Origin of the sequence: Stutzerimonas stutzeri, from assembly GCF_000219605.1 — a bacterium.
Classification (GTDB): Bacteria; Pseudomonadota; Gammaproteobacteria; order Pseudomonadales; family Pseudomonadaceae; genus Stutzerimonas; species Stutzerimonas stutzeri.
In genome coordinates, this window is record NC_015740.1 from 1,190,334 (window position 1) to 1,216,077 (window position 25,744).

Here is a 25,744-nt window from a genome sequence, read left to right on the forward strand (position 1 = left end):
ACTTTTTCCTCTGCGGACAGCTCAATAGGCAGTTATGAATGCAAACCAGCTGGCCATCGTGAATGGGCGGTGCGAGTTTGCTATGGACACCAGGACGGCGTCGTCAGCAAATCTGGCGCAACGCTGTGGTGCAATCGCCGTCAGGTATTGCAGGATAGCTTGCTAGGAGGGGGGGAGAACTTTTGCGTAAAGCCCGGGTCTATTCTGGCAGGTCGGTTCACTGGTGTGAGCGACGCTGCTCCGACAAGGAGGAGCGTTCATGCTGACTCAGGAGCAGGACCAGCAACTGGTTGAACGAGTGCAGCGTGGGGACAAGCGGGCGTTTGATCTGCTGGTAATGAAGTACCAGCACAAGATCCTTGGGTTGATCGTACGGTTCGTACATGACTCCCACGAAGCTCAGGACGTCGCGCAAGAGGCGTTTATCAAAGCCTATCGCGCACTCGCCAATTTTCGCGGGGACAGCGCCTTTTATACATGGCTGTACCGCATCGCCATCAACACGGCGAAGAATCATCTGGTGGCGCGCGGAAGGCGTCCGCCGGACAGTGATGTGAGCTCTGAGGATGCCGAGTTCTACGAAGGCGATCACGCCCTCAAGGACATCGAGTCACCGGAACGCTCGCTGCTCAGGGATGAGATAGAAGATACCGTTCATCGAACCATTCAACTTTTGCCAGAAGATTTGCGTACGGCTCTAACACTGCGCGAATTTGATGGTCTTAGTTATGAAGACATTGCGAGCGTCATGCAGTGTCCGGTGGGCACAGTACGTTCTCGGATCTTCCGGGCGCGTGAAGCCATAGATAAAGCGTTGCAACCCTTGTTGCATGAATCCTGAGACAGCGGCGACAGCCAAGAGAGGAACCGCCATGAGTCGTGAAGCCCTGCATGAATCGCTGTCCGCGGTGATGGATAACGAAGCGGACGAGTTGGAATTACGTCGCGTACTCGCAGGCGACAACCCCGAGCTGCGTGCCACCTGGTCGCGTTATCAGCTCGCTCGTGCCGCAATGCACAAGGAACTGATCGAGCCGCGCCTGGACATCGCAGCTGCGGTATCGGCTGCGCTGGCCGACGAGGCCGCTCCGGTCAAGGAGCAGCAGCGTACCGGCTGGACAAGTCTGGGGCGTCTCGCGGTAGCGGCTTCGGTCACGGTAGCTGTTCTGGCAGGTGTACGCCTGTACAATCAGAACGAAGTTGCCGGTCCGCAGCTTGCCCAGCAAGCGCCGCAGCCGACCATCTCCGTGCCGCAGGCCAATCAGGGGTCGACGGTGCTGGCTGGTTACAGCGAGCAGGCCGAGCTGCCCGCGCAGACAGCGGAGTCAGCACCGGTAGAGCGTTGGCATGAGGAGCGTCTGCCTTCTTATGTTCGCCAGCATGCACAGCAGGCTGCCTTTGGCACCGGATCGGAGAGCGCGCTGCCGTACGCTCGTGCGGCCAGCATGGAAGAACGTTAGGGAGAAACATGCGCGTATTACCGCTGTATGTGGTGATGGGGGGCTGGCTATCGATGCCGGCCCTCGCTGCTGATGCCGAGTCCTGGATGGGGCGCCTCGCGATAGCCGAGCAGCAGCAGAGTTATGCAGGGACTTTCGTCTACGAGCGTAACGGCAGCTTTTCCAGCCATGCTGTTTGGCAGCAGGTCGACGGAAAGCGGGTGCAGGAGCGCTTCCTCCAGTTGGATGGGGCGCCTGCCGAAGTTCTGTTGGTCGATGGACAGATGCAGTGCGCCACCGATGAGCTGGCGGCTCAGGTGCGCGAGGCGCAGGCGTGGCACGGTCAGCGTCTGGACCCCAAGGCACTTTCCGAATGGTACGAATTCCGTGAGATCGGTGACTCTCGTGTCGCCGGCCGTTCTGCGGTGGCGCTTGCCGTCGTTCCGCGTGACCAGCATCGCTACGGATTCGAGCTTCACCTCGATCGCGAGACCGCACTGCCGCTCAAGTCCCTGATGCTCAATGAGAAGGGGCAGCTGCTCGAGCGCTTCCAGTATGCGCAGTTCTCTACCGATCCGATCGATACCCAACAACTGAAGCCAAGTGCCGATTGCAAGCCGGTATCGGTCAGCAAGCGTGAAGCCAACCCCTCTTCAGTCTGGCGTTCCGATTGGCTGCCGGCCGGTTTCAAGTTGCTTGATGCCAACCAGCGTCCGAGTCCCGCGTCTTCCGAAACGGTGTCCTGGTTGTTCTATGGCGACGGCCTGGCCAAGTTTTCGGTGTTTCTCGAGCCTTTGCGCGGCGCCTTGGTCGAAGATGCGCGTAGTCAGATGGGGCCCACCGTCGCCGTGTCCAAGCGCATCAGCACCGAGGACGGTGACGTGATGGTGACCGTCGTCGGCGAGATCCCGCTCGGTACGGCCGAACGCGTGGCGCTCTCCATGCGTGCTGGTGCCGAACAGGCGCAGCGATGATCGAAGAGTCGGGGCGGGTCGTTGCGCTGGATGACGGCGCCGTTTGGGTCGAAACTCGGCGCAAAAGCACCTGCTCTGGCTGTTCGGCGAAGAACGGCTGCGGGCAGGGCTTGATGGATACCCTCGGGGTGCGTGAGCAACGAGGGCTGATTCGGGCGCTTAGCGACCTGCAGCTCCAGGTGGGTGACTCGGTCATCGTCGGGGTCCGCGAGGACGTGTTGCTGCGCGGTGCCGTACTTGTCTATCTTCTCCCTCTGCTCATGCTGATGGCGGCAGCAACGCTCGCCGCCCAGTTTTCTGCGCATGAACCGCTCGTCATCCTGGCGGGGTTCGGGGGATTCTTCGTTGCCTGGCTGTTCGTGCGCATGAGAAGCCGAACGGTGGCAAGCGATCCGAATCTGCAGCCGGTGGTTTTGCGCGCTATGCTCGCGGGGCCTGCGAGTCCCTGAGCTTCCTTGTTTTGTCAGTGGGGAGACTTGTAGTCATGCTCAATCGAAACAGCTGCTTTGCCTTCGTGGCAGGCCTGGCCCTGTTCGGGCAGGCCGTGGTGGCGCAAGCGCAAGCGGCTTTGCCTGATTTTACGCCGCTGGTTGAAAATGCCTCGCCAGCGGTCGTCAACATCAGTACCAAGCAGAAAGTGCCCACACGTGGGGCCACCGCGCAGATTCCTGAACTCGAAGGGTTGCCGCCGATCTTTCGCGAATTCTTCGAGCGCAGCATTCCACAAATGCCGGGCGCGCCGGGCCAGGGCCAGCAGCGCGAGGCGCAATCACTGGGCTCCGGATTCATCATCTCCGATGACGGCTATGTGCTGACCAACAACCACGTGGTGGCCGGTGCCGACGAGATCATTGTGCGCCTGCCCGATAGAAGCGAGCTCGAAGCCAAGCTGATCGGCGCCGACCCTCGCTCCGATGTGGCCGTTCTGAAGGTCGAAGGCAAGGGCCTGCCGACTGTGAAGATCGGGCGCTCCGACGAGCTCAAGGCTGGCGAGTGGGTGCTGGCCATCGGCTCGCCGTTCGGCTTCGACCATACCGTGACCGCGGGTATTGTCAGTGCGACTGGCCGCAGCCTGCCCAACGAGAGCTACGTGCCCTTCATCCAGACCGACGTGGCGATCAACCCGGGCAATTCGGGCGGCCCGCTGTTCAACCCCAAGGGCGAGGTGATCGGTATCAACTCGCAGATCTTCACCCGTTCAGGCGGCTTCATGGGCCTGTCCTTCGCAATTCCGATCGATGTAGCGATGGACGTGGCCAATCAGCTGCGCACCGACGGCAAGGTCAATCGCGGCTGGCTCGGCGTGGTGATTCAGGAGGTGAACAAGGACCTGGCCGAGTCCTTCGGGCTGGAGCGCCCGGCCGGAGCCCTGGTGGCCCAGGTAATGGATGGCGGTCCGGCGGCTCGTAGCGGGCTGCGCGTCGGCGACGTGATCCTCAGCCTCAACGGCAAGCCGATCGTCATGTCTGCGGATCTGCCTCATCTGGTCGGTGCGCTGAAGCCCGGCAGCAAGGCGCGCATGGAAGTGGTGCGCGACGGTGATCGCAAGACGCTGGACGTCAGCATCGGCGCCATGCCGGAGGAAGGCGAAGCGGTGGTGGCGTCTGGCGGTGGTCAGGAGCGCAGCGACAATCGCTTGGGCGTGAAGGTCACCGAGCTGACCGAGGAGCAGAAGAAGAGCCTCGATCTGCCGGGCGGCGTGGTGATCACCGAGATCCTCAATGGCCCGGCAGCGATGATCGGCCTGCGCCCCGGGGATGTCATCACTCATCTGAACAACCAGGCGATCAATTCGGCGGCGACGTTCAGCCGGGTTGCCGAGCAGCTGCCCAAGAACCGCTCGGTTTCGATGCGCGTGCTGCGTCAGGGGCGTGCGAGCTTCATTACCTTCAAGCTGGCCGAGTAAGCGCGGGTTCAGCAAACGAAGGGCGGCTCAGGCCGCCCTTCTTCGTTTCTGCCGTTTGGCCACTGGATGCAGCTGATCGTGATGCGGGCGGCTTGTGCGTGGCACTGCAGGGGCTGATCAGTTACACTTCGCGGCTATTTTCGGCGGGCAATCGGCCCGCGACTACCGAGTGTTGAGCTGTGAGTGACCTGAGTCATATCCGCAATTTCTCCATCATTGCCCATATCGATCACGGCAAGTCGACCCTGGCGGACCGTTTCATCCAGATGTGCGGTGGCCTGTCCGAGCGCGAAATGGCCGCTCAGGTACTGGATTCGATGGACCTCGAACGTGAGCGTGGTATCACCATCAAGGCCCACAGCGTCACGCTGCACTACAAGGCGCGGGACGGAAAGACCTACCAGCTGAACTTCATCGATACCCCCGGACACGTCGACTTCACCTATGAAGTCAGCCGCTCGCTGGCCGCGTGCGAGGGCGCGTTGCTGGTGGTGGATGCCGGTCAGGGGGTGGAGGCACAGTCGGTTGCCAACTGCTACACCGCCATCGAGCAGGGTCTCGAGGTCATGCCGGTGCTCAACAAGATGGACCTGCCGCAGGCAGAACCCGAGCGCGTCAAGGAAGAGATCGAGCACATCATCGGCATTGATGCCACCGATGCGGTCGCCTGCAGTGCCAAGAGCGGAATGGGCGTCGACGAGGTGCTCGAGCGTCTGGTCGCAGTGATTCCTCCGCCCACCGGTGATATCGAGGCGCCGCTGCAGGCGCTGATCATCGACTCCTGGTTCGACAACTACCTGGGTGTGGTGTCGCTGGTGCGGGTACGCCACGGTCGTATCAAGAAGGGCGACAAGGTGCTGGTGAAGTCCACCGGCAAGGTGCATCAGGTGGACAGCGTTGGTGTGTTCACGCCCAAGCACACCGCCACCGCCGATCTCAAGGCCGGCGAAGTGGGCTTCATCATCGCCGGGATCAAGGATATCCATGGCGCGCCCGTGGGCGATACCCTGACGCTCTCCAGCACGCCGGACGTGGAGATGCTGCCCGGCTTCCAGCGCATCAAGCCGCAGGTATATGCCGGCCTGTTCCCGGTCAGCTCCGACGATTTCGAGGACTTCCGCGAAGCCCTGCAGAAACTCACGCTCAACGACGCGGCACTGCAATACGAGCCGGAAAGCTCCGAGGCGCTGGGTTTCGGATTCCGTATCGGCTTCCTCGGCATGCTGCACATGGAGATCATCCAGGAGCGCCTGGAGCGCGAGTACGACCTGGACCTGATCACCACGGCGCCGACGGTGGTCTACGAGCTGTTGCTCAAGAACGGCGACACCATCTACGTCGACAACCCGTCGCGCCTGCCGGACCTGTCCTTCATCGAAGACATGCGCGAACCCATCGTGCAGGCCAACATCCTGGTCCCGCAGGATCACCTCGGCAACGTCATCACCCTGTGCATCGAGAAGCGCGGCGTGCAGCGCGACATGCAGTTCCTCGGCTCGCAGGTTCAGGTGCGCTACGACCTGCCGATGAGCGAAGTGGTGCTGGATTTCTTCGATCGTCTGAAGTCGGTGAGCCGTGGTTACGCCTCGCTGGACTACAGCTTCGTGCGTTTCCAGTCGGCGAACCTGGTCAAGCTGGACGTGCTGATCAATGGCGAGAAGGTCGACGCTCTGGCATTGATCGTGCACCGAGACAATGCGCATTACAAAGGCCGTCAGCTGACCGAGAAGATGAAGGAGCTGATCCCACGGCAGATGTTCGATGTGGCGATCCAGGCGGCCATCGGCGGGCAGATCGTCGCGCGGACCACGGTCAAGGCGTTGCGCAAGAACGTTCTGGCGAAATGTTACGGCGGCGACGTAAGCCGTAAGCGCAAGCTGCTGGAAAAGCAGAAGGCCGGTAAGAAGCGCATGAAGCAGGTAGGCAGCGTGGAAATCCCGCAAGAGGCGTTCCTCGCGGTACTGAAGGTAGATAGCTGATATGTCGATCAATTTCCCGTTGTTGCTGGTTATCGCCGTGGCCGTCTGCGGTCTTTTGGCACTGAGCGATCTGTTGTTCTTCGCACCCCGGCGTCGGGCTGCGATCGCCAACTACGAAGGGCGCACCGGGGAAATCGATCCATCGACGCTGGAGGCGCTGAACAAGGAGCCACTGCTGATCGAGTATGGCAAGTCCTTCTTCCCTGTGCTGGCCATCGTGCTGGTACTGCGCTCGTTTCTCGTCGAACCCTTCCAGATCCCGTCCGGTTCGATGATTCCGACGTTGGAGGTCGGTGACTTCATCCTGGTCAACAAGTTCGCCTACGGCATCCGCCTGCCGGTGGTGGACACCAAGGTGATCGAAGTCAGCGATCCGAAGCGCGGCGACGTGATGGTCTTCCGCTATCCGAACGAACCCAGCATCAACTACATCAAGCGGGTCGTCGGTCTGCCGGGTGACACCGTGCGCTACAGCAGCGACCGCCGTCTGTTCGTCAACGATCAGCCGGTGGCCGAAATACTGGTCGGCGAAGAGCCGGGCAGTCTCGGCAGCGCCGTGCTGTATCGGGAAAAACTTGGCGAAGTGGAGCACCTGATCCGCAAAGAAATGGGGCGCTATCGAATCGAACCGAGCCGCCAGTGGACCGTGCCGGCCGAGCATTACTTCATGATGGGCGACAACCGCGACAACTCCAACGACAGCCGCTACTGGCAGGACGACTCGATCCCCGCCGAGCTTGCTGGCATGGTTCCGGACCGCAACATCGTCGGCAAGGCCTTCGCCGTGTGGATGAGCTGGCCCGATCCGAAACTCAGCAATCTGCCGAATTTCTCCCGCGTGGGCCTGATTCACTGAAAGCTGTGAATTGCGGCCCCCGTCGAGCGTAGTGGGCTCGTTATATTTGTCCTGCCCCGATCGGTGGGTATCGTTACGACATAGAGGTCGACATGAGTTTTGCGCGTTCGCAAAAAGGGCTGTCCATGCTGAGCTGGATCATGCTCCTGGCGGTTGTGGCGTTTGTGGCCAGCACCGGGTTCAAGATGTTCCCGCATTATTTCGACTACATGTCCATGGACAAGATCATCCAGTCCGTGGAAACCGACGAAGCGCTTGAGATTCGCAGCGTCGGGGAGTTCTATAGTCATGTCAGCAAGGGGATGCAGGTCAACGGCATCCAGAATATCGATCTGAAGGAAGCGCTGAAGGTCGAGATCCAGAACAATGAATTCAGGGCACACCTGAAGTACGAAAAACGCGAGCCGCTGATCCGCAATCTCGATCTGGTGGCGAACTTCGACAAAGAATATCGCCTAAGGATGCCGTGAGCACTTCGTTAGCCCGCCTCGAGCGCAAGCTCGGCTATCAATTCAAGGACCAGGAGCTGATGCTCCTGGCCCTTACCCATCGCAGCTATGCCGGACGCAACAACGAGCGTCTGGAGTTTCTCGGCGACGCCATCCTCAACTTCGTTGCTGGCGAGGCGCTGTTCAACCATTTTCCGCAGGCCCGTGAAGGCCAGCTGTCGCGGCTGCGGGCCCGGCTGGTCAAGGGCGAGACGCTTGCCGTTCTGGCACGCGGCTTCGAGCTTGGTGATCACCTGCGTCTCGGCTCCGGTGAACTCAAGAGCGGTGGCTACCGCCGCGAATCGATTCTGGCCGATACCCTCGAGGCGCTGATCGGCGCCATTTATCTCGATGCCGGCATGGATGTCGCCCGTGAGCGGGTTATCGCCTGGCTGGCCAACGAGCTGCAGGGCTTGACGCTGGTGGACACCAACAAGGATCCCAAGACCCGCCTGCAGGAGTTTCTGCAGTCGCGTGCCTGTGAGCTGCCGCGCTACGAAGTGGTGGACATCCAGGGCGAACCGCATTGCCGCACGTTCTTCGTCGAATGCCAGGTGGCCTTGCTCAACGACAAAACTCATGGGCAGGGCGCCAGTCGCCGCATTGCCGAACAGGTTGCCGCAGCAGCCGCATTGATCGCCCTGGGCGTGGAGAATGGACATGACTGACGAGCAGCAACAATCCGAAGACGTCAGCCGTTGCGGTTATGTCGCCATCGTCGGCCGGCCGAACGTCGGCAAATCCACCTTGCTCAACCACATCCTCGGGCAGAAGTTGGCGATCACCTCGCGCAAGCCGCAGACGACCCGTCACAACATGCTCGGCATCAAGACCGAGGGCAGCGTGCAGGCGGTCTATGTCGATACCCCGGGTCTGCACAAGAATGGCGAGACCGCGCTCAACCGCTACATGAACCGCACCGCGGCCTCGGCGCTAAAGGATGTCGACGTGGTGATCTTCGTCGTCGACCGCACCCGCTGGACCGATGAAGACCAGGCCGTGCTGGAGCGCGTGCAATACGTCACCGGACCGCTGATCGTCGCCGTCAACAAGACCGACCGCATCGAGGACAAGGCCGAGCTGCTGCCGCACCTGCGCTGGCTGGCCGAGCAGCTGCCGAATGCCGAAATCGTGCCGATCTCCGCGCAGCACGGGCAGAATCTGGAAACCCTGGAACAGCTGGTGGCCGAGCGCCTTCCCGAGGGCGAGCACTTCTTCCCGGAAGATCAGATCACCGACCGCAGCAGCCGCTTTCTTGCCGCCGAGCTGGTGCGCGAGAAGATCATGCGTCAGCTTGGCGCCGAGGTGCCGTACCAGATCACCGTCGAGATCGAGGACTTCAAGCAGGAAGGCCACGTGCTGCACATCCACGCGCTGATTCTGGTCGAGCGCGACGGGCAGAAGAAGATCATCATCGGCGACAAGGGCGAGCGCATCAAACGCATCGGCCAGGAAGCGCGCAAGGACATGGAGGTCCTCTTCGACTCCAAGGTCATGCTCAACCTGTGGGTCAAGGTGAAGGGCGGCTGGTCCGACGACGAGCGCGCACTGCATTCGCTGGGCTATCAGTAACAGCCTCTTCGCACTCACCCGTGCGCATTGCGCACCCCCTGGGCCGCCATGCACCAGCCTGCATTCGTTCTGCACAGCCGTCCGTACAAGGAAAGCAGCGCGCTGGTCGACCTGTTCACTCCGCAGGGGCGGCTGCGCGCCGTCATGCGTGCGGCGCGGGGCAAGGCCGGCAGCCTGATCCGCCCGTTCGTATCGCTGGAAGTCGAACTGCGCGGCAAGTCCGAACTGAAGACCGTTGCCCGCCTGGAAAGTGCCGGGCCCGCCCACTGGCTCGATGGCCAGGCGCTGTTCAGCGGCATGTACCTCAACGAGCTGCTGATCCGCCTGCTGCCGGCGGAGGACGCGCACCCTGCACTGTTCGAGCATTACGTCGCGACTCTGCCGGCGCTGGCCGAGCACCGGCCGCTTGAGCCGTTGCTGCGGGCCTTCGAATGGCGACTGCTCGACGAGCTGGGCTATGGTTTTGCCCTCGACATCGATATCGCCGGTCAGCCGATCGACGCGCAGCGGCTGTATCGGCTGGTGCCGGACGCCGGCCTGGAGCCGGTTGTGGGATTCCAGCCAGGGCTGTTCAATGGCGCGGAACTTCTCGCGATGGCCGAGGCCGACTGGCAGGTGCCGGGCGCGCTGGCCGCCGCCAAGCGGCTGATGCGCCAGGCTCTGGCTCCGCATCTGGGCGGCCGACCGCTGGTCAGCCGCGAACTGTTCATGAATCTGAAGGAGTCCCCGCGTGACTGAAGCCAATCGAATCCTGCTCGGTGTCAACGTCGACCATGTCGCCACCCTGCGCCAGGCCCGCGGCACCCGCTATCCGGACCCGGTCAAGGCCGCGCTGGACGCCGAAGAGGCAGGCGCGGACGGCATTACCGTGCACCTGCGCGAGGACCGTCGACATATCCAGGAACGCGATGTGCTGATGATGAAGGACGCCCTGCAGACGCGGATGAATTTCGAGATGGGTGTCACCGAGGCGATGCTGGCCTTTGCCGAGCAGCTGCGGCCGGAGCATGTCTGCCTGGTGCCGGAAACCCGCCAGGAGCTGACCACAGAGGGTGGGCTGGATGTCGCCGGCCAGGAGGCGCGCATTCGCGAGGCGGTGGAGCGGTTGCGCGGCTGCGGTGCGGAGGTCTCGCTGTTCATCGATGCCGATCCGCGGCAGATCGAGGCGGCGGCACGGGTCGGTGCGCCGACCATCGAACTGCACACCGGTCGCTATGCCGATGCTCACAGCGTGGCTGAACGTGCCTGCGAACTGGCGCGGATTCGCGACGGTGTCGAGGTCGGTCTCAGCCACGGGCTGATCGTCAATGCCGGGCATGGTCTGCACTACCACAACGCCGAGGCCATCGCCGCCATCCGTGGTGTCAATGAGCTGAACATCGGTCACGCCATCGTCGCTCATGCGCTGTTCGTCGGCTTCAAGCAGGCGGTCAAGGAAATGAAGCATCTGATCCTCAGCGCCGCAGCGCGAGGGTGAGACAAGCCGTCCGCTGAAGGGCCCATTCGCGGTTCTCTCCGCGGGGACGGCGCTGCTCAGCGGCGGAACAGGTTGATCAGCACGGTCAGGACCAGGCTGAGAATCACCATCGAGGTGATCGGGATGAACACCCGGCTGCGTTCGGACTCGATGCGGATGTCGCCCGGTAGCCGGCCGAACCAGTTCAGCAGCCAGGGGAAGTAGTGCCAGGCGATGCCGAGCAGGAGCAGTACCGCCCCGGCGAGGATCATCCAGCGTGCCATGTCGGTTCCTCGCTGGCTTCCGGGCGATGGCCGCCAAAACGGCTGCGGTACTCGGCGAAGGCGGCAATCACCTGGGCGGCCAACACCTCGACCGCATCGCTGCGATTGCTTCCACGCAGCAGGTTGATCCGATAGTCGCCCAGTTGCGGTAGCCCGTACTGCCCGTCCAGCCGCTGCAGGGGCGGGCGGACCAGGCTCGCCGGGTAGGGCGCGATTGCCAGATCGGCGATCATCGCCGCTTCCTGGCCGGAGGTCTGCTCGCTCGAGTAGGCGATGCGGTAGCCGCGCCCGATTCGGTCGAGCGCGTCCAGGGCCTGCCGTCGCCAGGCGCAGTCCGGACTGGCCAGCGCCAGTGGCAACGGCGTGCGCAGCGCGGCGACACCGCCGCTGCGGCCGGCCCAGACCAGGGGTTCGCTGTGGATCGGCTCGCCCCGCGAATCGTCCTGCCCGAGATTGCCGGTAGTGATCAGCGCCAGATCCAGTTCGCCGGCATCGATACGTTCGATCATGTCGATGCTGCGGGCGACCGAGACGTCGACCTCCACGCCGGGATGGCTGCGGGCGAACAGCGCCAGCAGGCCGGGCAGGATGCGTGTGCCGACATCGGCCGGCGTGCCGAAACGCACACGCCCTTGCAATGCCGGCTGCAGAAAATGGGCGATCGCTTCCTCGTTGAGCTTGAGCAGGCGCCGCGCGTAGCCGAGCAGCGTCTCCCCAGCGGGGGTGAGGCGCACCTGACGAGCCTCACGGACGAACAGCGGGCGGCCCAAGGTATCTTCCAGCCGCTTGATCTGCATGCTGACCGCCGAGGTACTGCGATAGATCTGCCCGGCCGCGCGAGTAAAGCTGCCGCTCTCGGCGATGGCGACAAAGGTGCGTAGCACGTCGCTTTCCAGCAACGGGGCAGTCGTACCGGGGTTGGATGGTTCCAGCATGAGCCACCATTCAATAATCTTGAACGCAGGCTTTTATATTAGTCGTTTGTTTGAACAGTGGGCGTCCGCTCATCCTGTTCGTGAACCCGTGGCCGCCATATCCATGACGTGCCCACGGCCAGCGAAACGGAGGTGAGCATGTCTACAGAGCCACGCAACATCCGATCACGGCGGCCAGTGGAGCCCCAGATTCCTGACGTCTACATGCCGGCCATGTGGCCGCTCGGTCTGCAACGCAGCCTGCATGACTGGTACCGGGCGTGGCGGCAGCGCAGCCGTTATCGGCAGTTGTTGCGACTGGACGACGCCGAGCTGGCCAAGCGCGACCTGAGCCGCCAGCAGTTGCTCGAACGGGCGCGCCTGCCGCTGCGGCAACTCGTGGAGGGGCGGCGCCGCAAGCGTGGCGCCTGACATCATCAGGCCGAGATGCTCAGGGCTTGCGTGCCAGCAGTACGGCGCGCATGGGGGCCGGCAGCCCTTCGACGGTGCGGCCGTGGTCCTGAGGGTCGAGGAAATCCGGTAGCGACTGGTAACGCATCCAGTCGGTGCTGCGCTGTTCCTCGACGCTGGTCACGCTGACGTCCACGCAGCGCACGTCGAGGAACCCGGCCCGTCGCAGCCAGCGCTCCAGCGCCGGCACCGAGGGCAGGAACCAGACGTTGCGCATCTGTGCGTAGCGGTCTTCCGGTACCAGCGCGGTGTTCTCGTTGCCCTCGACCACCAGCGTTTCCAGCACCAGCTCGCCGCCGCGGACCAGGCAGTCCTTCAGATCGAGCAGGTGATCGACGGGCGAACGGCGATGGTAGAGCACGCCCATGGAGAATACCGTTTCGAAGCCTTCGAGCTTGGGCGGCAGCTCTTCCAGGGCGAACGGCAGGTGCCAGGCGGGCAGCTCCGGCAGGTAACGTTTCATCGCATGGAACTGGCAGAAGAACAGCCAGTTCGGGTCGACACCGACCACGCTGTCAGCACCGGCGCCGAGCATGCGCCACATGTAGTAACCATTGCCGCAGCCGACGTCGAGGATGCGCTTGCCGGCAAGGTCGAGATGCGGCGCGACCCGGGCCCATTTCCAGTCCGAGCGCCATTCGGTGTCCACATGCACGCCGAATACCTCGAACGGCCCCTTGCGCCACGGCGACAGCCCCATCAGCGCCTCGCGGGTGGCCTGGCGTGTGGCTTCGTCGCAGGGGGCCGCGAGGCAGAAACATTCGCGCAGCTGGATCTGCGTCGGCATCAGCGCCGGTAGCGCATCGACGGCCCGGCGCCAGCGCGGCAGATCGCCATGACCGATGGCCAGTTTGGCGTCCAGTTGCTGTTGAACGTCGTTGGCCCAGGCAGCGAGTGGTGTGCCGGCCAGGCGCCAGGCGAGGGGAGTGAGGTCGAGATTCATGGCAGGGCGATCAGCGAAGCGAAATTCAGGCATTGGAACCAGGGTACGACCTTGGAAAAGCCGGCCTCGAGCAGGCGTTGGCGATGGGTTTCCAGGCTATCGGGCTTCATCACGTTCTCGATGGCGCTGCGCTTCTGGGCGATTTCCAGTTCGCTGTAGCCATTGGCGCGCTTGAAAGCGATGTGCAGGTCGGTCAGCAGCTGCTGTTCCTCGTCTTCCTCGAATCGCAGTTTCTCCGACAGGATCAGCGCGCCGCCCGGCACCAGTGCCTGACGAATGCGGCCGAGCAGGGCCGGGCGCTGTACGGGGGCGATGAACTGCAGGGTGAAGTTCAGCGCCACCAGCGAGCTGGACTGGAACTCCAGGGCCAGAATGTCGGCTTCGATGACCTCCACCGGCAACAGCTCCTGGTACATGGAGTCCTGCGCATGCAGGTATTCGCGGCAGCGCTCGACCATGGCGGTTGAGTTGTCCACGGCAATCACCTGGCAGTTGTCCTGACTCACATGCCGGCGCAGCGCCTGGGTCACCGCACCCAGCGAGCAGCCGAGGTCGTACAGGCGGGTATTAGGCTGAGCGAACTGTGCGGCGATCACGCCGATATTCTCAACGATCGTCGGGTAACCAGGTACCGAACGCTTTATCATGTCGGGGAACACCCGTGCCACGTCCTCGTTGAAGACGAAGTCCTGGACACGGGCTAGGGGCTGGGCGAACAGACGGTCGGGATCGTGACTCACGGTGGCGGCGGCGTGTTGGAAAAATGGGGCGGCATTGTAGCGGAAAGCGGCTGCCTGGCCCTGCCTCAGTGCACCTCGATCCGACAATCGAACAGCCCGGCCGGCTCGCCATCGGCCTCCCAGGGGCGCTGGTAGGTCAGGTAGAGCCGACCGCTGCCGGCCTGCCGCGCTTCGAAACGCCAGGTAGAGAGCCCGTCGCCGCCGATCATGTCGTCCTTCGGGTTGCTGAACACTTCAGGCCCAAGACTGCGCAGCTGCTCCGGGGCCGACTCGTGGAGGATCCAGCGATAGCCGGTGGTCGGGTTGCTCGGCAGGCTGACGATCAACTGCTGACCGTTCTGCAGGCTCTGCGGGCAGCGGCGATCGTCGCTGAGTACCACGCTCGAAGGCGGTGCGCTCTCTTGGCCGGCGCAGGCGGTCAGCAGGGCGAGGCTGGTGGGTAGCAGCAGGCGAGGGATGTCGAAAGGCATGATCGGCACCAGTCGGAATGGAACCGGAAGGATAGCCCAAAAGCATCCGGCTGCAGACGTGTCAGGGGTGCGGCGAGCGCAGGGCGGCTGTGCAAGCGCACCGTACGCCCGCGCAGGCTGTTTCTACTTAGAAGAGCACCTTGGCCACATCGGCGAAGCGCCTGGCGAAGTGCACCGTCAGCCCTTCCTTCAGGTAGTCCGGCAGCTCGTCGAAGTCGCCACGATTGGCTTCCGGCAGGATCAGCTCGAAGAGCTTCTGCCGCCGCGCGGCGATGACCTTCTCGCGTACCCCGCCGATGGGCAGCACATGGCCGGTCAGGGTCAGCTCGCCGGTCATGGCCACGCCCTTCTTCGGCGGCTGGTTGCGTGCCAGCGACAGCAGTGCGCTGGCCATGGTGATGCCGGCGCTGGGGCCGTCCTTGGGTGTCGCGCCTTCCGGCACGTGCAGGTGCACGAAGGCCTGGTCGAAGAACTGCGGATCGCCCTTGAACGTCTTCAGATTCGAGGTCACGAAGCTGTAGGCGATCTCCGCCGATTCCTTCATCACGTCGCCGAGCTTGCCGGTGAGCTTGAAGCCGCGGTTGAGCGTATGGATGCGCGTCGCCTCGATCGGCAGCGTGGCGCCGCCCATGCTGGTCCAGGCGAGGCCGGTGATCACGCCGACGCCGGAGAGCACCTGTTCGCTGCGGAACACCGGTTTGCCGAGGTAGCTTTCGAGATCCTTCGGCGTGATCTTCAGCACCGCTTGCGGATCTTCCAGCAGCTTGACCACCGCCTTGCGCACCAGTTTGCCCAGCTGCTTTTCCAGCTGGCGTACACCAGCCTCGCGGGCATAGCCTTCGATCACCGCCTTCAAGGCGCTGTCGCTGATGGCCAGGCGCTCCTTCGGCACGCCGGTCTTGTCCAGCAGCTTCGGCCACAGGTGGCGCTTGGCGATGGCCAGCTTCTCTTCGGCGATATAGCCGGACAGGCGGATCACCTCCATGCGGTCGAGCAGTGGGCCGGGGATCGAGTCCAGCGTGTTGGCCGTGCAGACGAACAGCACCTTGGACAGGTCCAGGCGCAGGTCCAGGTAATGGTCGAGAAATTCGACGTTCTGCTCCGGGTCGAGGGTCTCCAGCAGCGCCGAGGCTGGATCGCCCTGGTAGCTGCTGCTGAGCTTGTCGATCTCGTCGAGCATGATCACCGGGTTCATCACTTCGACATCCTTGAGCGCCTGCACCAGCTTGCCGGGCAGGGCCCCGATGTAGGTACGGCGGTGGCCCTTGATCTCCGCCTCGTCGCGCATGCCGCCGACGCTGAAACGGTAGAACGGCCGGCCGAGGGATTCGGCGATGGACTTGCCGATGCTGGTCTTGCCCACGCCCGGCGGGCCGACCAGCAGCACGATGGAACCGGCGATCTCGCCCTTGAAGGCGCCGACGGCGAGAAACTCGAGGATGCGGTTCTTGATGTCGTCGAGTCCGGCGTGATGCTTGTCGAGCACCTTGCGCGCGCGCTTGAGGTCGAGCTTGTCCTTGCCGTAGACCCCCCAGGGCAGGGCGGTGGCCCAGTCCAGGTAGTTGCGGGTGACGGCGTATTCCGGCGAGCCGGTCTCGAGGATCGACAGCTTGTTCAGTTCCTCGTCGATGCGCTTCTGCGCGGCCGGTGGCACCACCTTGCCTTCCAGGCGCGCGCGGAACTCGTCGGCGTCGGCGCTTTTGTCGTCCTTGGTGATGCCCAGCTCGCGCTGGATGATCTTCAGCTGTTCCTTGAGGAAGAACTCGCGCTGGCGCTCGCCGATCTTGCGATTGACCTCGCCGGTGAGCTCCTTCTGCAGCTTGCCGACCTCGACTTCCTTGCGCAGCAGCGGCAGCACCTTTTCCATACGCTTCAAGACCGGCACGGTGTCCAGTACTTCCTGCAGTTCGGCGCCCGGCGCGGTGGTCAGCGCGGCGGCGAAGTCGGTCAGCGGCGACGGGTCGTTGGGGCTGAAGCGATTGAGGTAGTTCTTCAGCTCCTCGCTGTACAGCGGATTGAGTGGCAAGAGCTCCTTGATCGCGTTGATCAGCGCCATGCCGTAGGCCTTGACCTCGTCGCGCGGGTCCTCGTCGCTCTTCGGGTAATCGACTTCCACCAGATACGGCGGCTTGCGCCGCAGCCAGCCGCGGATGCGCACCCGCGCCAGGCCCTGGGCGACGAACTGCAGCTTGCCACCCTCCTGCGAGGCGTGGTGTACGCGGACCATGGTGCCATGTTCCGGCAGGCTGTCCGGGTCGAAGGTGGCCATGTCCAGCACCGGCGAGTCGACGAAGAACAACGCCACCCGCTGGTGCGGCGTCTTGGCCACGCGCTCCAGGGTCTCGGCCCAGGGGTCTTCATTGACAATGACCGGCAACACCTGAGCCGGGAAGAACGGCCGGTTGTGCACCGGGATGATGTAGAGCTTGTCCGGCTGCTGCTGGTCAGGCAGCACGAGGCCGTTGGAGATGATTTCCTGATCCTGATTGATGTCGTCGTTCATGCGGCACCCGTTGCGAATACGTGCTCCTTAGATGGGTAGTGCCCCGGATGATTTCAATCCCGGCCGCGGGGTGGGCACCTTCCCCGGCGTTAGGTAGAGTGCGCACTGGCCGGCGTCTTTCATCAACGGCGACGGCTGCCAACCTCAGGTGCCCACATGCTCAATGCCCGTCTGCTTCGCCTGGATGACCAGACTCACCAGCACGCCCACGACTATCACCAGTTGGTGATGTCGCTGGCCGGTCGTGCGGAATTCGAGGTCAACGGCTCGGGCGGGGAGGTGTGCCGGATGCGCGCCTGCCTGGTGCCGGGGGATGCCGATCATGGTTTCGCCGGCATGGGCGACAACCGCATGCTGATCATCGACCTGGACGAGCAGGAAGTCGGCACCGAAGATCCCGAACTGCTGGCGCGCCTGTTCGAGGCGCCGCGCTATCCGGCGCTGGATGCCGACTTCCAGAACCTGTTGGCGTACGCCGGTGCCGAGCTGGCGCGCTACGGCAGCGATCCGCTGCTGGCCCGCGCGCTGGGTGGCGTGCTGTTACGGGCATTGCACCTGCGGCTGTTCGGCGAAGCCCAGCAGCGTCCGGCCGGCCCGCTGGATCTGCAGCGACTGGACAGCCACATCCAGAGCAATCTGGCGCGGCGCATCACGGTCGCCGAGCTGGCCCAGGTGGTCTGCCTGAGCCCCAGCCATTTTCACGCCCAGTTCAAGGACAGCGTCGGCCTCACCCCGCACCAGTACCTGCTCAAGGCCCGCCTCGATCGCGCCGCGCGCCTGCTGCGCGAGACGCCGCTGCCCTTGGTGCGCATCGCCGAGGAGTGCGGCTTCTCCAGCCAGAGTGCACTGACCACGGCCACCCGCCGCTACCTCGGCCTGACCCCTCGCGGGCTGCGCAAGTCGGATTGCTGATCGGCCCTGGATCGCCCTGTTTTCGCGCCGGACAGAGATTACGCAGATATTCCTGCGCCATCCTGGTGCGCTTTTGTTACCACAGCTTTTCCGCCTTCCCCTATCGGAGTTTTTCGCAAAACTTCCGTAGTTTTGCGTAAGAACGGCTCGACGCGCTGACCCTACATTCCGCTTCCCGACCTGGCTCATCGTCTTGTGCTGCATCATCAGCCCGGCCGTGGACTAGACCTATAAGCAGACACAACTCAAAAGAGGAGCGGCGCATGTTCAAGGCCGGTCACGTGCTGGATGGCGCCTTCGCCAACCAGACAGCAGCAGAATTCTTTCCCGCCATCAGCGCCAACTACAGCGTTGACGAGGCGGCCTATCTCACTGAACTGCTGCAGCTCGCCGATCCGGGCGAGGCGGGCATCGCCGCCATTCGCGAACGAGCGCGCACGCTGATCGAAGCCGTGCGCGCTCGTGACAACGCGGTCGACACCCTTGATGCCCTGCTGCGCCAGTACAGCCTCGATACCCAGGAAGGGCTGATGCTGATGTGCCTGGCCGAAGCGCTGCTGCGCGTACCGGACGCGGCGACCGCCGATGCGCTGATCCGCGACAAGCTCAACGCCGCCGAATGGGAGCGCCACCTGGGCCAGAGCGACAACGTGTTGGTCAACTTCGCTGCCTGGGGCCTGGTGATGACCGGCAAGGTGGTCGATCCGGAGACTGCCGACGGCCGGCCGAAGAACGTCATCGGCCGCCTGCTCAAACGCTCCGGCGAGCCAGTGATCCGCGCCGCGATGAACCAGGCCATGAAGCTGATGGGCAAGCAGTTCGTGCTCGGTCGCACCATCGCAGAAGCCCTTAAGAACGGCCGACCGGAGCGGGAGAAGGGCTACACCTATTCCTTCGACATGCTCGGCGAGGCCGCGCTGACCGCTGAAGACGCCGCAAAGTACATGGCCGACTACCGCCAGGCCGTGGAAACCGTGGGCGCCGAGCCGCAGGTCGGGCCGGGGCCACGACCTTCGGTGTCGATCAAGCTGTCGGCGCTGCACCCGCGCTACGAAGTCGCTCAGCGCGAGCGGGTGCTCAACGAGCTGTTCGCCAGCGTCCGCGAGCTAGCCATCCTGGCCCGCCGCCTGGATGTCGGTATCACTATCGATGCCGAGGAGGCCGACCGCCTGGAGCTGTCGCTCGAACTGTTCGAGAAGCTCATGCGTGATCCGGCTATCGCCGGCTGGGGCGAGTTCGGCCTGGTCATCCAGGCCTATTCCAAGCGCTGCCTGCCGGTGCTTGTCTGGCTGACACTGCTGGGCCGCGAGCTGGACGCGCGCATTCCGCTGCGCCTGGTCAAGGGCGCCTACTGGGACAGCGAGATCAAGCAGTGCCAGGTCCAGGGGCTGGACGGTTACCCGGTCTATACCCGCAAGGAAGGCACCGATACGTCTTACCTCGCCTGCGCCCGCTACCTGCTCTCCGAGCACACCCGCGGCGTGATCTACCCACAGTTCGCCAGCCACAACGCGCATACCGTCAGCTGCATCCTGGACATGGCCGAGCGGGCGGCGCAGCCGCGCGAATTCGAGTTTCAGCGCCTGCACGGCATGGGCGATGCGCTGTACGACACGGTGATCGAGAAGTACCGCAAGCACGTGCGCATCTATGCGCCGGTCGGCGCCCACAAGGACCTGCTGCCCTATCTGGTGCGCCGCCTGCTGGAGAACGGTGCCAACTCGTCCTTCGTCCATCAGCTGGTCGATCCGCGCGTGCCGGTCGAGTCGCTGATCGATCACCCGGTTAGCCAGCTGCGCAGGTTCGCCGCGCTGGGCAACCCGCGCATTCCGCTGCCGCCGGCCTTGTACGGCAATCGCAAGAACTCCCAAGGGATCAACATGAACATCCAACAAGAATGGAACGAACTGGCCAGCGCCTATCAACCTTTCCTCGATCGTCAATGGCAGGCCGCGCCGGTGATCGGCGGGCAGACCCTGGCCGGTACGCCGTCCGAGGTACGCTGCCCCTATGACCTGAACAAGGTCGTCGGCCAGGCCCAGTTCGCCAGCGCCGAGCAGGCACGCCAGGCGGTCGAGCGGCTGGCCGCCTACTGGCCGACCTGGAACGCGACGCCCGTGGAGAGCCGCGCGGCGGTGCTCGAGCGTCTCGGCGATCTGCTGGAAAAACACCGTGCCGAGCTGATGGCGCTGTGTACGGTGGAAGCCGGCAAGTCGCTGCAGGATGGCATCGACGAGGTGCGCGAGGCGGTGGATTTCTGCCGCTACTACGCCCAGCAGGCACGCCTGAAGCTCGGCCGCGAAGAGCTGAAAGGCCCGACCGGCGAGCGCAACGAGCTGTTCCATGAAGGCCGCGGCGTGTTCGTCTGCGTCAGCCCGTGGAACTTCCCGCTGGCCATCTACCTCGGCCAGATCAGCGCGGCACTGGTGGCCGGCAACACCGTGCTGGCCAAGCCGGCCGAGCAGACCAGCCTGATCGCCGCCCGTGCGCTGGAGCTGATGTTCGAAGCCGGCCTGCCGAAGGAGGCGATCGCCTTCCTGCCGGGCGACGGCGCCACCCTGGGCGGCGTGTTCTGTCGCGATCCGCGGGTGGTCGGCGTGTGCTTCACCGGTTCCACCGACACGGCGCGCATCATCAATCGCCAGCTGGCCGAGAACGAGGGCCCGATCGCCACGCTGATCGCCGAGACCGGCGGACAGAACGCAATGATCGTCGACTCCACGGCGCTGCCCGAGCAGGTGATCAAGGACGCGGTCGGTTCGGCCTTCACCAGTGCCGGCCAGCGTTGCTCGGCGTTGCGCGTGCTTTACGTGCAGCGTGATATCGCCGACCGCGTGATCGAGCTGCTCAAGGGTGCCATGGCCGAGCTGCGGGTGGGGCCGACCCATCTGCGCGAGAACGACATCGGCCCGGTGATCGATCAGGAGGCGCGCGAAGGCCTGCTGGCGCATATCCAGCAGCTCAAGAGCGAAGGGCGCTTGATCGCCGAAGCCCGATTGCCGGAGGGGCTCAACGGCCATTTCGTGGCGCCGGTGGCCTTCGAGATCGACGGCATCCACCAGCTGAAGAAGGAGCATTTCGGCCCCGTGCTGCATGTGGCGCGCTACGACGCGGCGGACCTGGAAAAGGTCGTCGCGGCGATCAATGGCACCGGCTACGGCCTGACGCTCGGTGTGCACAGCCGCAACGAGGAAACCGCCGAACGCATCGAGCGTCTGGCGCGGGTCGGCAACCTTTACGTCAACCGCAACCAGATCGGTGCGGTGGTGGGCGTGCAGCCGTTCGGTGGCTGTGGCCTGTCCGGCACCGGCCCGAAGGCGGGCGGCCCGAGCTACCTGCTGCGCTTCGCCAACGAGCGCACCACCTCCACCAACACCACGGCGGTGGGCGGCAACGCCTCGCTGCTGTCGCTCGGCGACGACTGAGCGGGTTGTTGACGCCCGCAGGGGCGTCGGCGTGTAACCGCGGGGGCTGGCTTCGGCCGCAACCCGCGCATGACATCAACCCGGCTGTCCCGGCAGCTGGCATACAACAACAAATTGGACAGTTGGCGGACGCTCTTCCGCCACTGACGGGCCCGGTTTGGGCCTGTCGCCGGTGATGGCCGCATTCGCCATCGCCCTCTGCCAAGGCGGCGCGTGAGTTCGCTCGCGCTCCGCCGAACAACAACTAACGAGGGATTCACAATGAGCGTCAGTACACCCACACTGATCACCTTTCTGATCTACATCGCCGCGATGATCCTGATCGGCTTCATCGCCTACCGTGCCACCAAGAACTTCTCCGACTACATCCTCGGCGGGCGCAGCCTCGGCAGCTTCGTCACCGCGTTGTCGGCGGGCGCCTCGGACATGAGCGGCTGGCTGCTGATGGGCCTGCCCGGCGCGATCTTCGTTGCCGGCCTGTCGGAAAGCTGGATCGCCATCGGCCTGATCATCGGCGCCTGGCTCAACTGGCTGTTCGTTGCCGGTCGCCTGCGCGTGCACACCGAGCACAACCACAACGCGCTGACCCTGCCGGACTATTTCTCGCACCGCTTCGAGGACGAGAGCCGCATGCTGCGGATCTTCTCCGCACTGGTGATCCTGGTGTTCTTCACCATCTACTGCGCCTCGGGTGTGGTGGCGGGCGCGCGGCTGTTCGAGTCCACCTTCGGCATGCCCTACGAATACGCACTGTGGGTCGGCGCTGCGGCGACCATCCTTTACGTGTTCATCGGCGGCTTCCTGGCGGTGAGCTGGACCGACACCGTGCAGGCCACGCTGATGATCTTCGCGCTGCTGATCACGCCGCTGTTCGTCATCCTCGCCCTCGGTGACATGGGCACCGTGATGGCCACCATCGAGGCGCAGAACCCGGCCAACTTCGACATGTTCCGCGGGCTGTCCTTTGTCGCGATCATTTCGCTGTTGGCGTGGGGCCTGGGCTATTTCGGCCAGCCGCACATCCTGGTGCGCTTCATGGCCGCCGACTCGATCAAGACCATTCCCAACGCCCGTCGCATCGGCATGACCTGGATGATCCTGACGCTGGCCGGTGCCGTGGCGGTGGGTTTCCTCGGCATCGCCTACTTCGCCGATCACCCGGACCAGGCCGGTGCGGTGAGCCAGAACGGCGAGCGGGTGTTCATGGAGCTGGTGAAGATCCTGTTCAACCCCTGGGTGGCCGGCATCATTCTCTCTGGCGTGCTGGCGGCGGTGATGAGCACCCTCAGTGCGCAACTCTTGGTCAGCTCCAGCGCGCTGACCCAGGACTTCTACAAGGCCATGCTGCGCAAGCATGCCTCGCAGACCGAACTGGTGTGGGTCGGCCGCGGCATGGTGCTGCTGATCGCCCTGATCGCCATCGGCATCGCCTCCAACCCGGAGAGCAAGGTGCTGGGCTTGGTGTCCTATGCCTGGGCCGGCTTCGGTGCAGCGTTCGGTCCGGTGGTGCTGATCTCGCTGCTGTGGAAGCGCATGACGCGCAACGGCGCGCTGGCCGGCATGCTGGTGGGGGCGGTCACCGTGGTGGTGTGGAAGGAGTTCATCGGCCTGGGCCTGTACGAAATCATCCCGGGCTTCATCCTCGCCAGCATCGCCATCGTGGTGGTGAGCAAGCTGGGCGCCGAGCCGGCGCCGAGCATCGTCAAGCGCTTTGAAGAGGCGGATGCGGATTACCACGCCGGTTGATGACCGGAGCGGGTGCGCGCTCGCTGCGCGAATAGAGGATGGCAAGGCAGGCCCCATTTGAGCCCGCCCGGATGGTCGCCACCGACTCGCACACCAAATGGCGAAAACCCCGGCTAGCCGGGGTTTTTGTTTTCTGGCCTGAGCCTAGTCGTCCGCCACCAGATTGGAGCGATCGTCCACCGCGCCGGCGGCGATCAGATGTTCGGCTTCGTCCTCCGGCACATGGATGCTGGTGCCGTCGATGTTCATCACCGACATGCGTGCCTCTGGATCGGTGGTGATGCGCACGTCCATCAGGGCGCTGCGGTGCGTGTTGCCGTTGATGACCACGCAGCAGGTGCCGGTGGTGGTGTCGATGTCGACGGTCATGATCTACCTCCCGAAGCAATCCAGAGCCGCACGCGGCTCGCACGGCCTCTTCGTTTGGACCACGTACGAGTGGCATCGGTTGTGCCTGCCAGGAAAAACAGACTGAAATGTTACGATATAACATGTTAGATTCTCGCCCCGCATGCCGGTGCTCGTGTCCCGATGCCGGCGCACAGCCTCTTCGGTTGCCTCGGAAGGCAACCGCCACTGTCTGGAGAATCACATGAAACTGAAGCGTCATCCCCTGGCCTGGGCGATCAGCCTGGCTCTGGTTCCGGCTGCCTGGGCCGCCGATCCGGTCGAACTGCAATCCGTCGTGGTCAGCGCCAGCGGCCTGGCCAAGCAGAGCCATGAGATGACCACCCCGGTCGCCGTGATGGAAAACGATGAGCTGGTGCTGCGCCGTGAAGCGACACTGGGCGAAACCCTGGAAAGCTTGCCGGGCGTGCGCTCCAGCAGCTTCGGCGCCGGCGCGGCACGTCCGGTGATCCGAGGGTTGGATGGCGCCCGGGTCAAGGTGCTGAGCGATGGCGTCGAGCTGCTCGACGCTTCCACCATCAGCCCCGACCACGCGGTGACCAGCGAGCCCTTGCTGGCCGAGCGCATCGAGGTGCTCAAGGGGCCGGCGACCCTGCTCTACGGTGGCGGCGCCATCGGCGGGGTAGTCAACGTGATCGACAAGAAGATACCCACCCGCGTCCCGGAGAAGGGCTACGAAGGCGAGCTGGAGCTACGCGCCAACAGCGCCGCCAACGAAGGTGCCGGGGTGTTCGGTATCACTGCCGGCAGCGGCAACTTCGCCGTCCGCGCCGAGGGTACCAAGCGTCAGGCCGACCCCTATGAAATCCTCGGCTCGCCGAACAAGCAGGAAGGCTCCTACAACGACACCGACAGCTTCAACCTGGGCGCCAGCTTCATAGGCGAGCGTGGCTATATCGGCGCCGCCTACGGTGAGCAGAACAACCGCTACGGGCTGCTGGCCCACGAGCACGCCGATTGCCACACCCACGGCAGCGACTGGCATTGCGGCGGCCACGATGACGATGACGACGACCATGATCACGACCATGAACACGGCAGCGTGCCCTACGTCGACATGCGGCAGAAGCGCTGGGATCTGCGCGGCGAGCTGAGCGATCCGCTGCCGGGCTTTGAACTGGCACGGCTGCGTGTCGGCCACAGCGATTACCAGCACAAGGAGATCGAAGGCGGGGAAGTGGGCACTCGCTTCAACAACGACGCCACCGATGCCCGCCTGGAGCTGACCCATCAGCCGCTGTTCGGCTGGCGCGGCGTGCTCGGGGCACAGACCCTGCGTCGCGACTTCGAAGCCCTCGGCGAGGAGGCCTACGTGCCGCAGACGCTGACCCGCAACCACGGTCTGTTCCTGCTGGAGGAATACACCGCCGGCGCCTGGCGCTACGAACTCGGCCTGCGTCACGAATGGCAGGACATCGATGCCGATGGCCGCCCGGATACCGACCACAGTGGCACTTCGATGTCCGCCGGCGCGGTCTGGACCTTCGCTCCGCAGTACTCGCTGGGCTTCTCGCTGACCCGTTCGCAGCGCCTGCCCAGTGCCGAGGAGCTCTACGCCAACGGCCCGCATGCGGCGACCCGCACCGTCGAGCTGGGTAACGTCGACCTGAAAGAGGAAACCTCCCACAACGCCGAGGTCACCCTGCGCAAGTTCGCCGGCCGTACCACCTTCAGCCTCAGCGTTTTCCGCAACGAGGTGGATGACTTCATCTATGCCGCCGACACCGGCAACGACATCGGCGGCGGTTACCGCGAGATCGAATACCGTCAGCAGGACGCCGTGCTCACCGGCGCGGAAGGGGAGGTGCGCTTCCAGGCCACCGACGCCACCGCGTTCACTCTGTTCGGCGACCACGTGCGCGGCAAGCTTCGCGGGAACGGTGGCGACCTGCCGCGCATTCCCGCCGATCGCCTCGGCGTGCGGCTGGACCAGAGCTTTACCCCGGCGCTCAATGGTCAACTGGAGTTCTATCGCGTGCAGCGTCAGGACGACCTGGCCGACTACGAAACAGAAACGGGCGGCTACAACATGCTCGGTGCCAGCCTCGGCTACAGCGGCTCGCTGAGCCAGACCGACTACCTGCTCTATCTCAAGGCGAACAACCTGCTGGACGAGAAGGCCCGTCAGCACACCTCGTTCATCAAGGATGAGGTGCTGTTGCCCGGTCGCAACCTGACCGTAGGCGTGCGCCTGGCGTTCTGACGACACGGTGATTGCGCCAAAAGGGCTGGCACCGTTTGCCGGCCCTTTTTCGTTA

24 protein-coding genes are annotated in these 25,744 nt (G+C 64.0%); 17 read left to right on the forward strand and 7 right to left on the reverse strand.

Annotated features, from left to right (window positions below; genetic code table 11):
- Positions 1–259: 259 nt before the first annotated feature.
- From rpoE to pdxJ, 12 genes are all read left to right on the forward strand, one after another.
- Positions 260–841: an RNA polymerase sigma factor RpoE/AlgU gene (gene rpoE, locus PSTAB_RS05640; RefSeq protein ID WP_003282114.1), complete on the forward strand. Its 582-nt coding sequence runs from the start codon at positions 260–262 to the stop codon at positions 839–841.
- A gap of 31 nt (positions 842–872) precedes the next feature.
- Positions 873–1,460 (forward strand): sigma-E factor negative regulatory protein, encoded by a 588-nt coding sequence (locus tag PSTAB_RS05645; protein ID WP_013982076.1) that lies wholly within the window; start codon positions 873–875, stop codon positions 1,458–1,460.
- 8 nt (positions 1,461–1,468) lie between these two features.
- Positions 1,469–2,413: a MucB/RseB C-terminal domain-containing protein gene (locus tag PSTAB_RS05650; RefSeq protein ID WP_013982077.1), complete on the forward strand. Its 945-nt coding sequence runs from the start codon at positions 1,469–1,471 to the stop codon at positions 2,411–2,413.
- Positions 2,410–2,862 carry a SoxR reducing system RseC family protein gene (locus PSTAB_RS05655; protein WP_013982078.1) on the forward strand — a complete coding sequence of 151 codons (453 nt, stop codon included), beginning with the start codon at positions 2,410–2,412 and terminating at the stop codon, positions 2,860–2,862. Before PSTAB_RS05650 ends, PSTAB_RS05655 begins: the two co-directional genes overlap by 4 nt.
- Before the next feature lie 35 nt (positions 2,863–2,897).
- Positions 2,898–4,319 carry a DegQ family serine endoprotease gene (locus tag PSTAB_RS05660; RefSeq protein WP_013982079.1) on the forward strand — a complete coding sequence of 474 codons (1,422 nt, stop codon included), beginning with the start codon at positions 2,898–2,900 and terminating at the stop codon, positions 4,317–4,319.
- A gap of 179 nt (positions 4,320–4,498) precedes the next feature.
- The gene (gene lepA, locus PSTAB_RS05665; protein ID WP_013982080.1) at positions 4,499–6,298 is read left to right on the forward strand and encodes a translation elongation factor 4; all 1,800 of its coding nucleotides are present in this window, start codon (positions 4,499–4,501) and stop codon (positions 6,296–6,298) included.
- 1 nt (position 6,299) lies between these two features.
- Positions 6,300–7,154, forward strand: coding sequence for a signal peptidase I (lepB, locus tag PSTAB_RS05670; RefSeq protein ID WP_013982081.1), 855 nt, complete (start codon positions 6,300–6,302; stop codon positions 7,152–7,154).
- Between the two features lie 92 nt (positions 7,155–7,246).
- Complete coding sequence (locus tag PSTAB_RS05675) at positions 7,247–7,624, forward strand: DUF4845 domain-containing protein (protein ID WP_011912411.1); 378 nt, start codon at positions 7,247–7,249, stop codon at positions 7,622–7,624.
- On the forward strand, positions 7,621–8,310 hold the full coding sequence (gene rnc / locus PSTAB_RS05680; RefSeq protein WP_013982082.1) for a ribonuclease III: 690 nt from the start codon (positions 7,621–7,623) through the stop codon (positions 8,308–8,310). Before PSTAB_RS05675 ends, rnc begins: the two co-directional genes overlap by 4 nt.
- Positions 8,303–9,214, forward strand: a complete 912-nt coding sequence (era, locus tag PSTAB_RS05685) for a GTPase Era (protein WP_013982083.1) — start codon at positions 8,303–8,305, stop codon at positions 9,212–9,214. Before rnc ends, era begins: the two co-directional genes overlap by 8 nt.
- Before the next feature lie 48 nt (positions 9,215–9,262).
- Positions 9,263–9,952, forward strand: coding sequence for a DNA repair protein RecO (recO, locus tag PSTAB_RS05690; protein ID WP_013982084.1), 690 nt, complete (start codon positions 9,263–9,265; stop codon positions 9,950–9,952).
- Complete coding sequence (gene pdxJ / locus PSTAB_RS05695) at positions 9,945–10,691, forward strand: pyridoxine 5'-phosphate synthase (protein WP_013982085.1); 747 nt, start codon at positions 9,945–9,947, stop codon at positions 10,689–10,691. Before recO ends, pdxJ begins: the two co-directional genes overlap by 8 nt.
- A gap of 56 nt (positions 10,692–10,747) precedes the next feature.
- Here pdxJ and PSTAB_RS05700 read toward each other — a convergent pair whose 3' ends face one another.
- Both PSTAB_RS05700 and PSTAB_RS05705 read right to left on the reverse strand, forming a co-directional pair.
- Positions 10,748–10,954, reverse strand: a complete 207-nt coding sequence (locus PSTAB_RS05700; RefSeq protein WP_011912416.1) for a DUF2905 domain-containing protein — start codon at positions 10,952–10,954, stop codon at positions 10,748–10,750.
- Positions 10,939–11,889 carry a LysR substrate-binding domain-containing protein gene (locus PSTAB_RS05705; RefSeq protein ID WP_011912417.1) on the reverse strand — a complete coding sequence of 317 codons (951 nt, stop codon included), beginning with the start codon at positions 11,887–11,889 and terminating at the stop codon, positions 10,939–10,941. Before PSTAB_RS05705 ends, PSTAB_RS05700 begins: the two co-directional genes overlap by 16 nt.
- 138 nt (positions 11,890–12,027) lie before the next feature.
- Here PSTAB_RS05705 and PSTAB_RS05710 point away from each other — a divergent pair, with 138 nt between their 5' ends.
- A complete protein-coding gene (locus tag PSTAB_RS05710; protein ID WP_230387561.1) occupies positions 12,028–12,300 on the forward strand; it encodes a hypothetical protein in 273 nt (90 codons plus the stop codon).
- Positions 12,301–12,319: 19 nt separating this feature from the next.
- Here PSTAB_RS05710 and cmoB read toward each other — a convergent pair whose 3' ends face one another.
- The 4 genes from cmoB to lon form a co-directional block, all read right to left on the reverse strand.
- Positions 12,320–13,282 (reverse strand): tRNA 5-methoxyuridine(34)/uridine 5-oxyacetic acid(34) synthase CmoB, encoded by a 963-nt coding sequence (cmoB, locus tag PSTAB_RS05715; RefSeq protein WP_013982087.1) that lies wholly within the window; start codon positions 13,280–13,282, stop codon positions 12,320–12,322.
- Complete coding sequence (gene cmoA / locus PSTAB_RS05720) at positions 13,279–14,022, reverse strand: carboxy-S-adenosyl-L-methionine synthase CmoA (protein WP_013982088.1); 744 nt, start codon at positions 14,020–14,022, stop codon at positions 13,279–13,281. The genes cmoB and cmoA overlap by 4 nt, the downstream gene beginning before the upstream one ends.
- 65 nt (positions 14,023–14,087) lie before the next feature.
- Positions 14,088–14,492, reverse strand: coding sequence for a protease inhibitor I42 family protein (locus PSTAB_RS05725; RefSeq protein WP_017245691.1), 405 nt, complete (start codon positions 14,490–14,492; stop codon positions 14,088–14,090).
- 127 nt (positions 14,493–14,619) lie between these two features.
- Complete coding sequence (gene lon / locus PSTAB_RS05730) at positions 14,620–16,995, reverse strand: endopeptidase La (RefSeq protein ID WP_013982089.1); 2,376 nt, start codon at positions 16,993–16,995, stop codon at positions 14,620–14,622.
- Positions 16,996–17,151: 156 nt separating this feature from the next.
- Between lon and PSTAB_RS05735 the strand changes: the two genes are divergently transcribed.
- From PSTAB_RS05735 to putP, 3 genes are all read left to right on the forward strand, one after another.
- Positions 17,152–17,907, forward strand: a complete 756-nt coding sequence (locus PSTAB_RS05735; RefSeq protein WP_013982090.1) for a helix-turn-helix domain-containing protein — start codon at positions 17,152–17,154, stop codon at positions 17,905–17,907.
- A 263-nt stretch (positions 17,908–18,170) separates the two neighbouring features.
- Complete coding sequence (putA, locus tag PSTAB_RS05740; RefSeq protein WP_013982091.1) at positions 18,171–21,332, forward strand: bifunctional proline dehydrogenase/L-glutamate gamma-semialdehyde dehydrogenase PutA; 3,162 nt, start codon at positions 18,171–18,173, stop codon at positions 21,330–21,332.
- Between the two features lie 261 nt (positions 21,333–21,593).
- Positions 21,594–23,078 (forward strand): sodium/proline symporter PutP, encoded by a 1,485-nt coding sequence (putP, locus tag PSTAB_RS05745; protein ID WP_013982093.1) that lies wholly within the window; start codon positions 21,594–21,596, stop codon positions 23,076–23,078.
- Between the two features lie 144 nt (positions 23,079–23,222).
- Here the strand turns inward: putP and PSTAB_RS05750 are convergent, their stop codons facing one another.
- Positions 23,223–23,447, reverse strand: a complete 225-nt coding sequence (locus PSTAB_RS05750; RefSeq protein WP_011912425.1) for a DUF3203 family protein — start codon at positions 23,445–23,447, stop codon at positions 23,223–23,225.
- Positions 23,448–23,670: 223 nt separating this feature from the next.
- Between PSTAB_RS05750 and PSTAB_RS05755 the strand changes: the two genes are divergently transcribed.
- Complete coding sequence (locus tag PSTAB_RS05755) at positions 23,671–25,689, forward strand: TonB-dependent receptor (protein ID WP_013982094.1); 2,019 nt, start codon at positions 23,671–23,673, stop codon at positions 25,687–25,689.
- Positions 25,690–25,744: the final 55 nt, after the last annotated feature.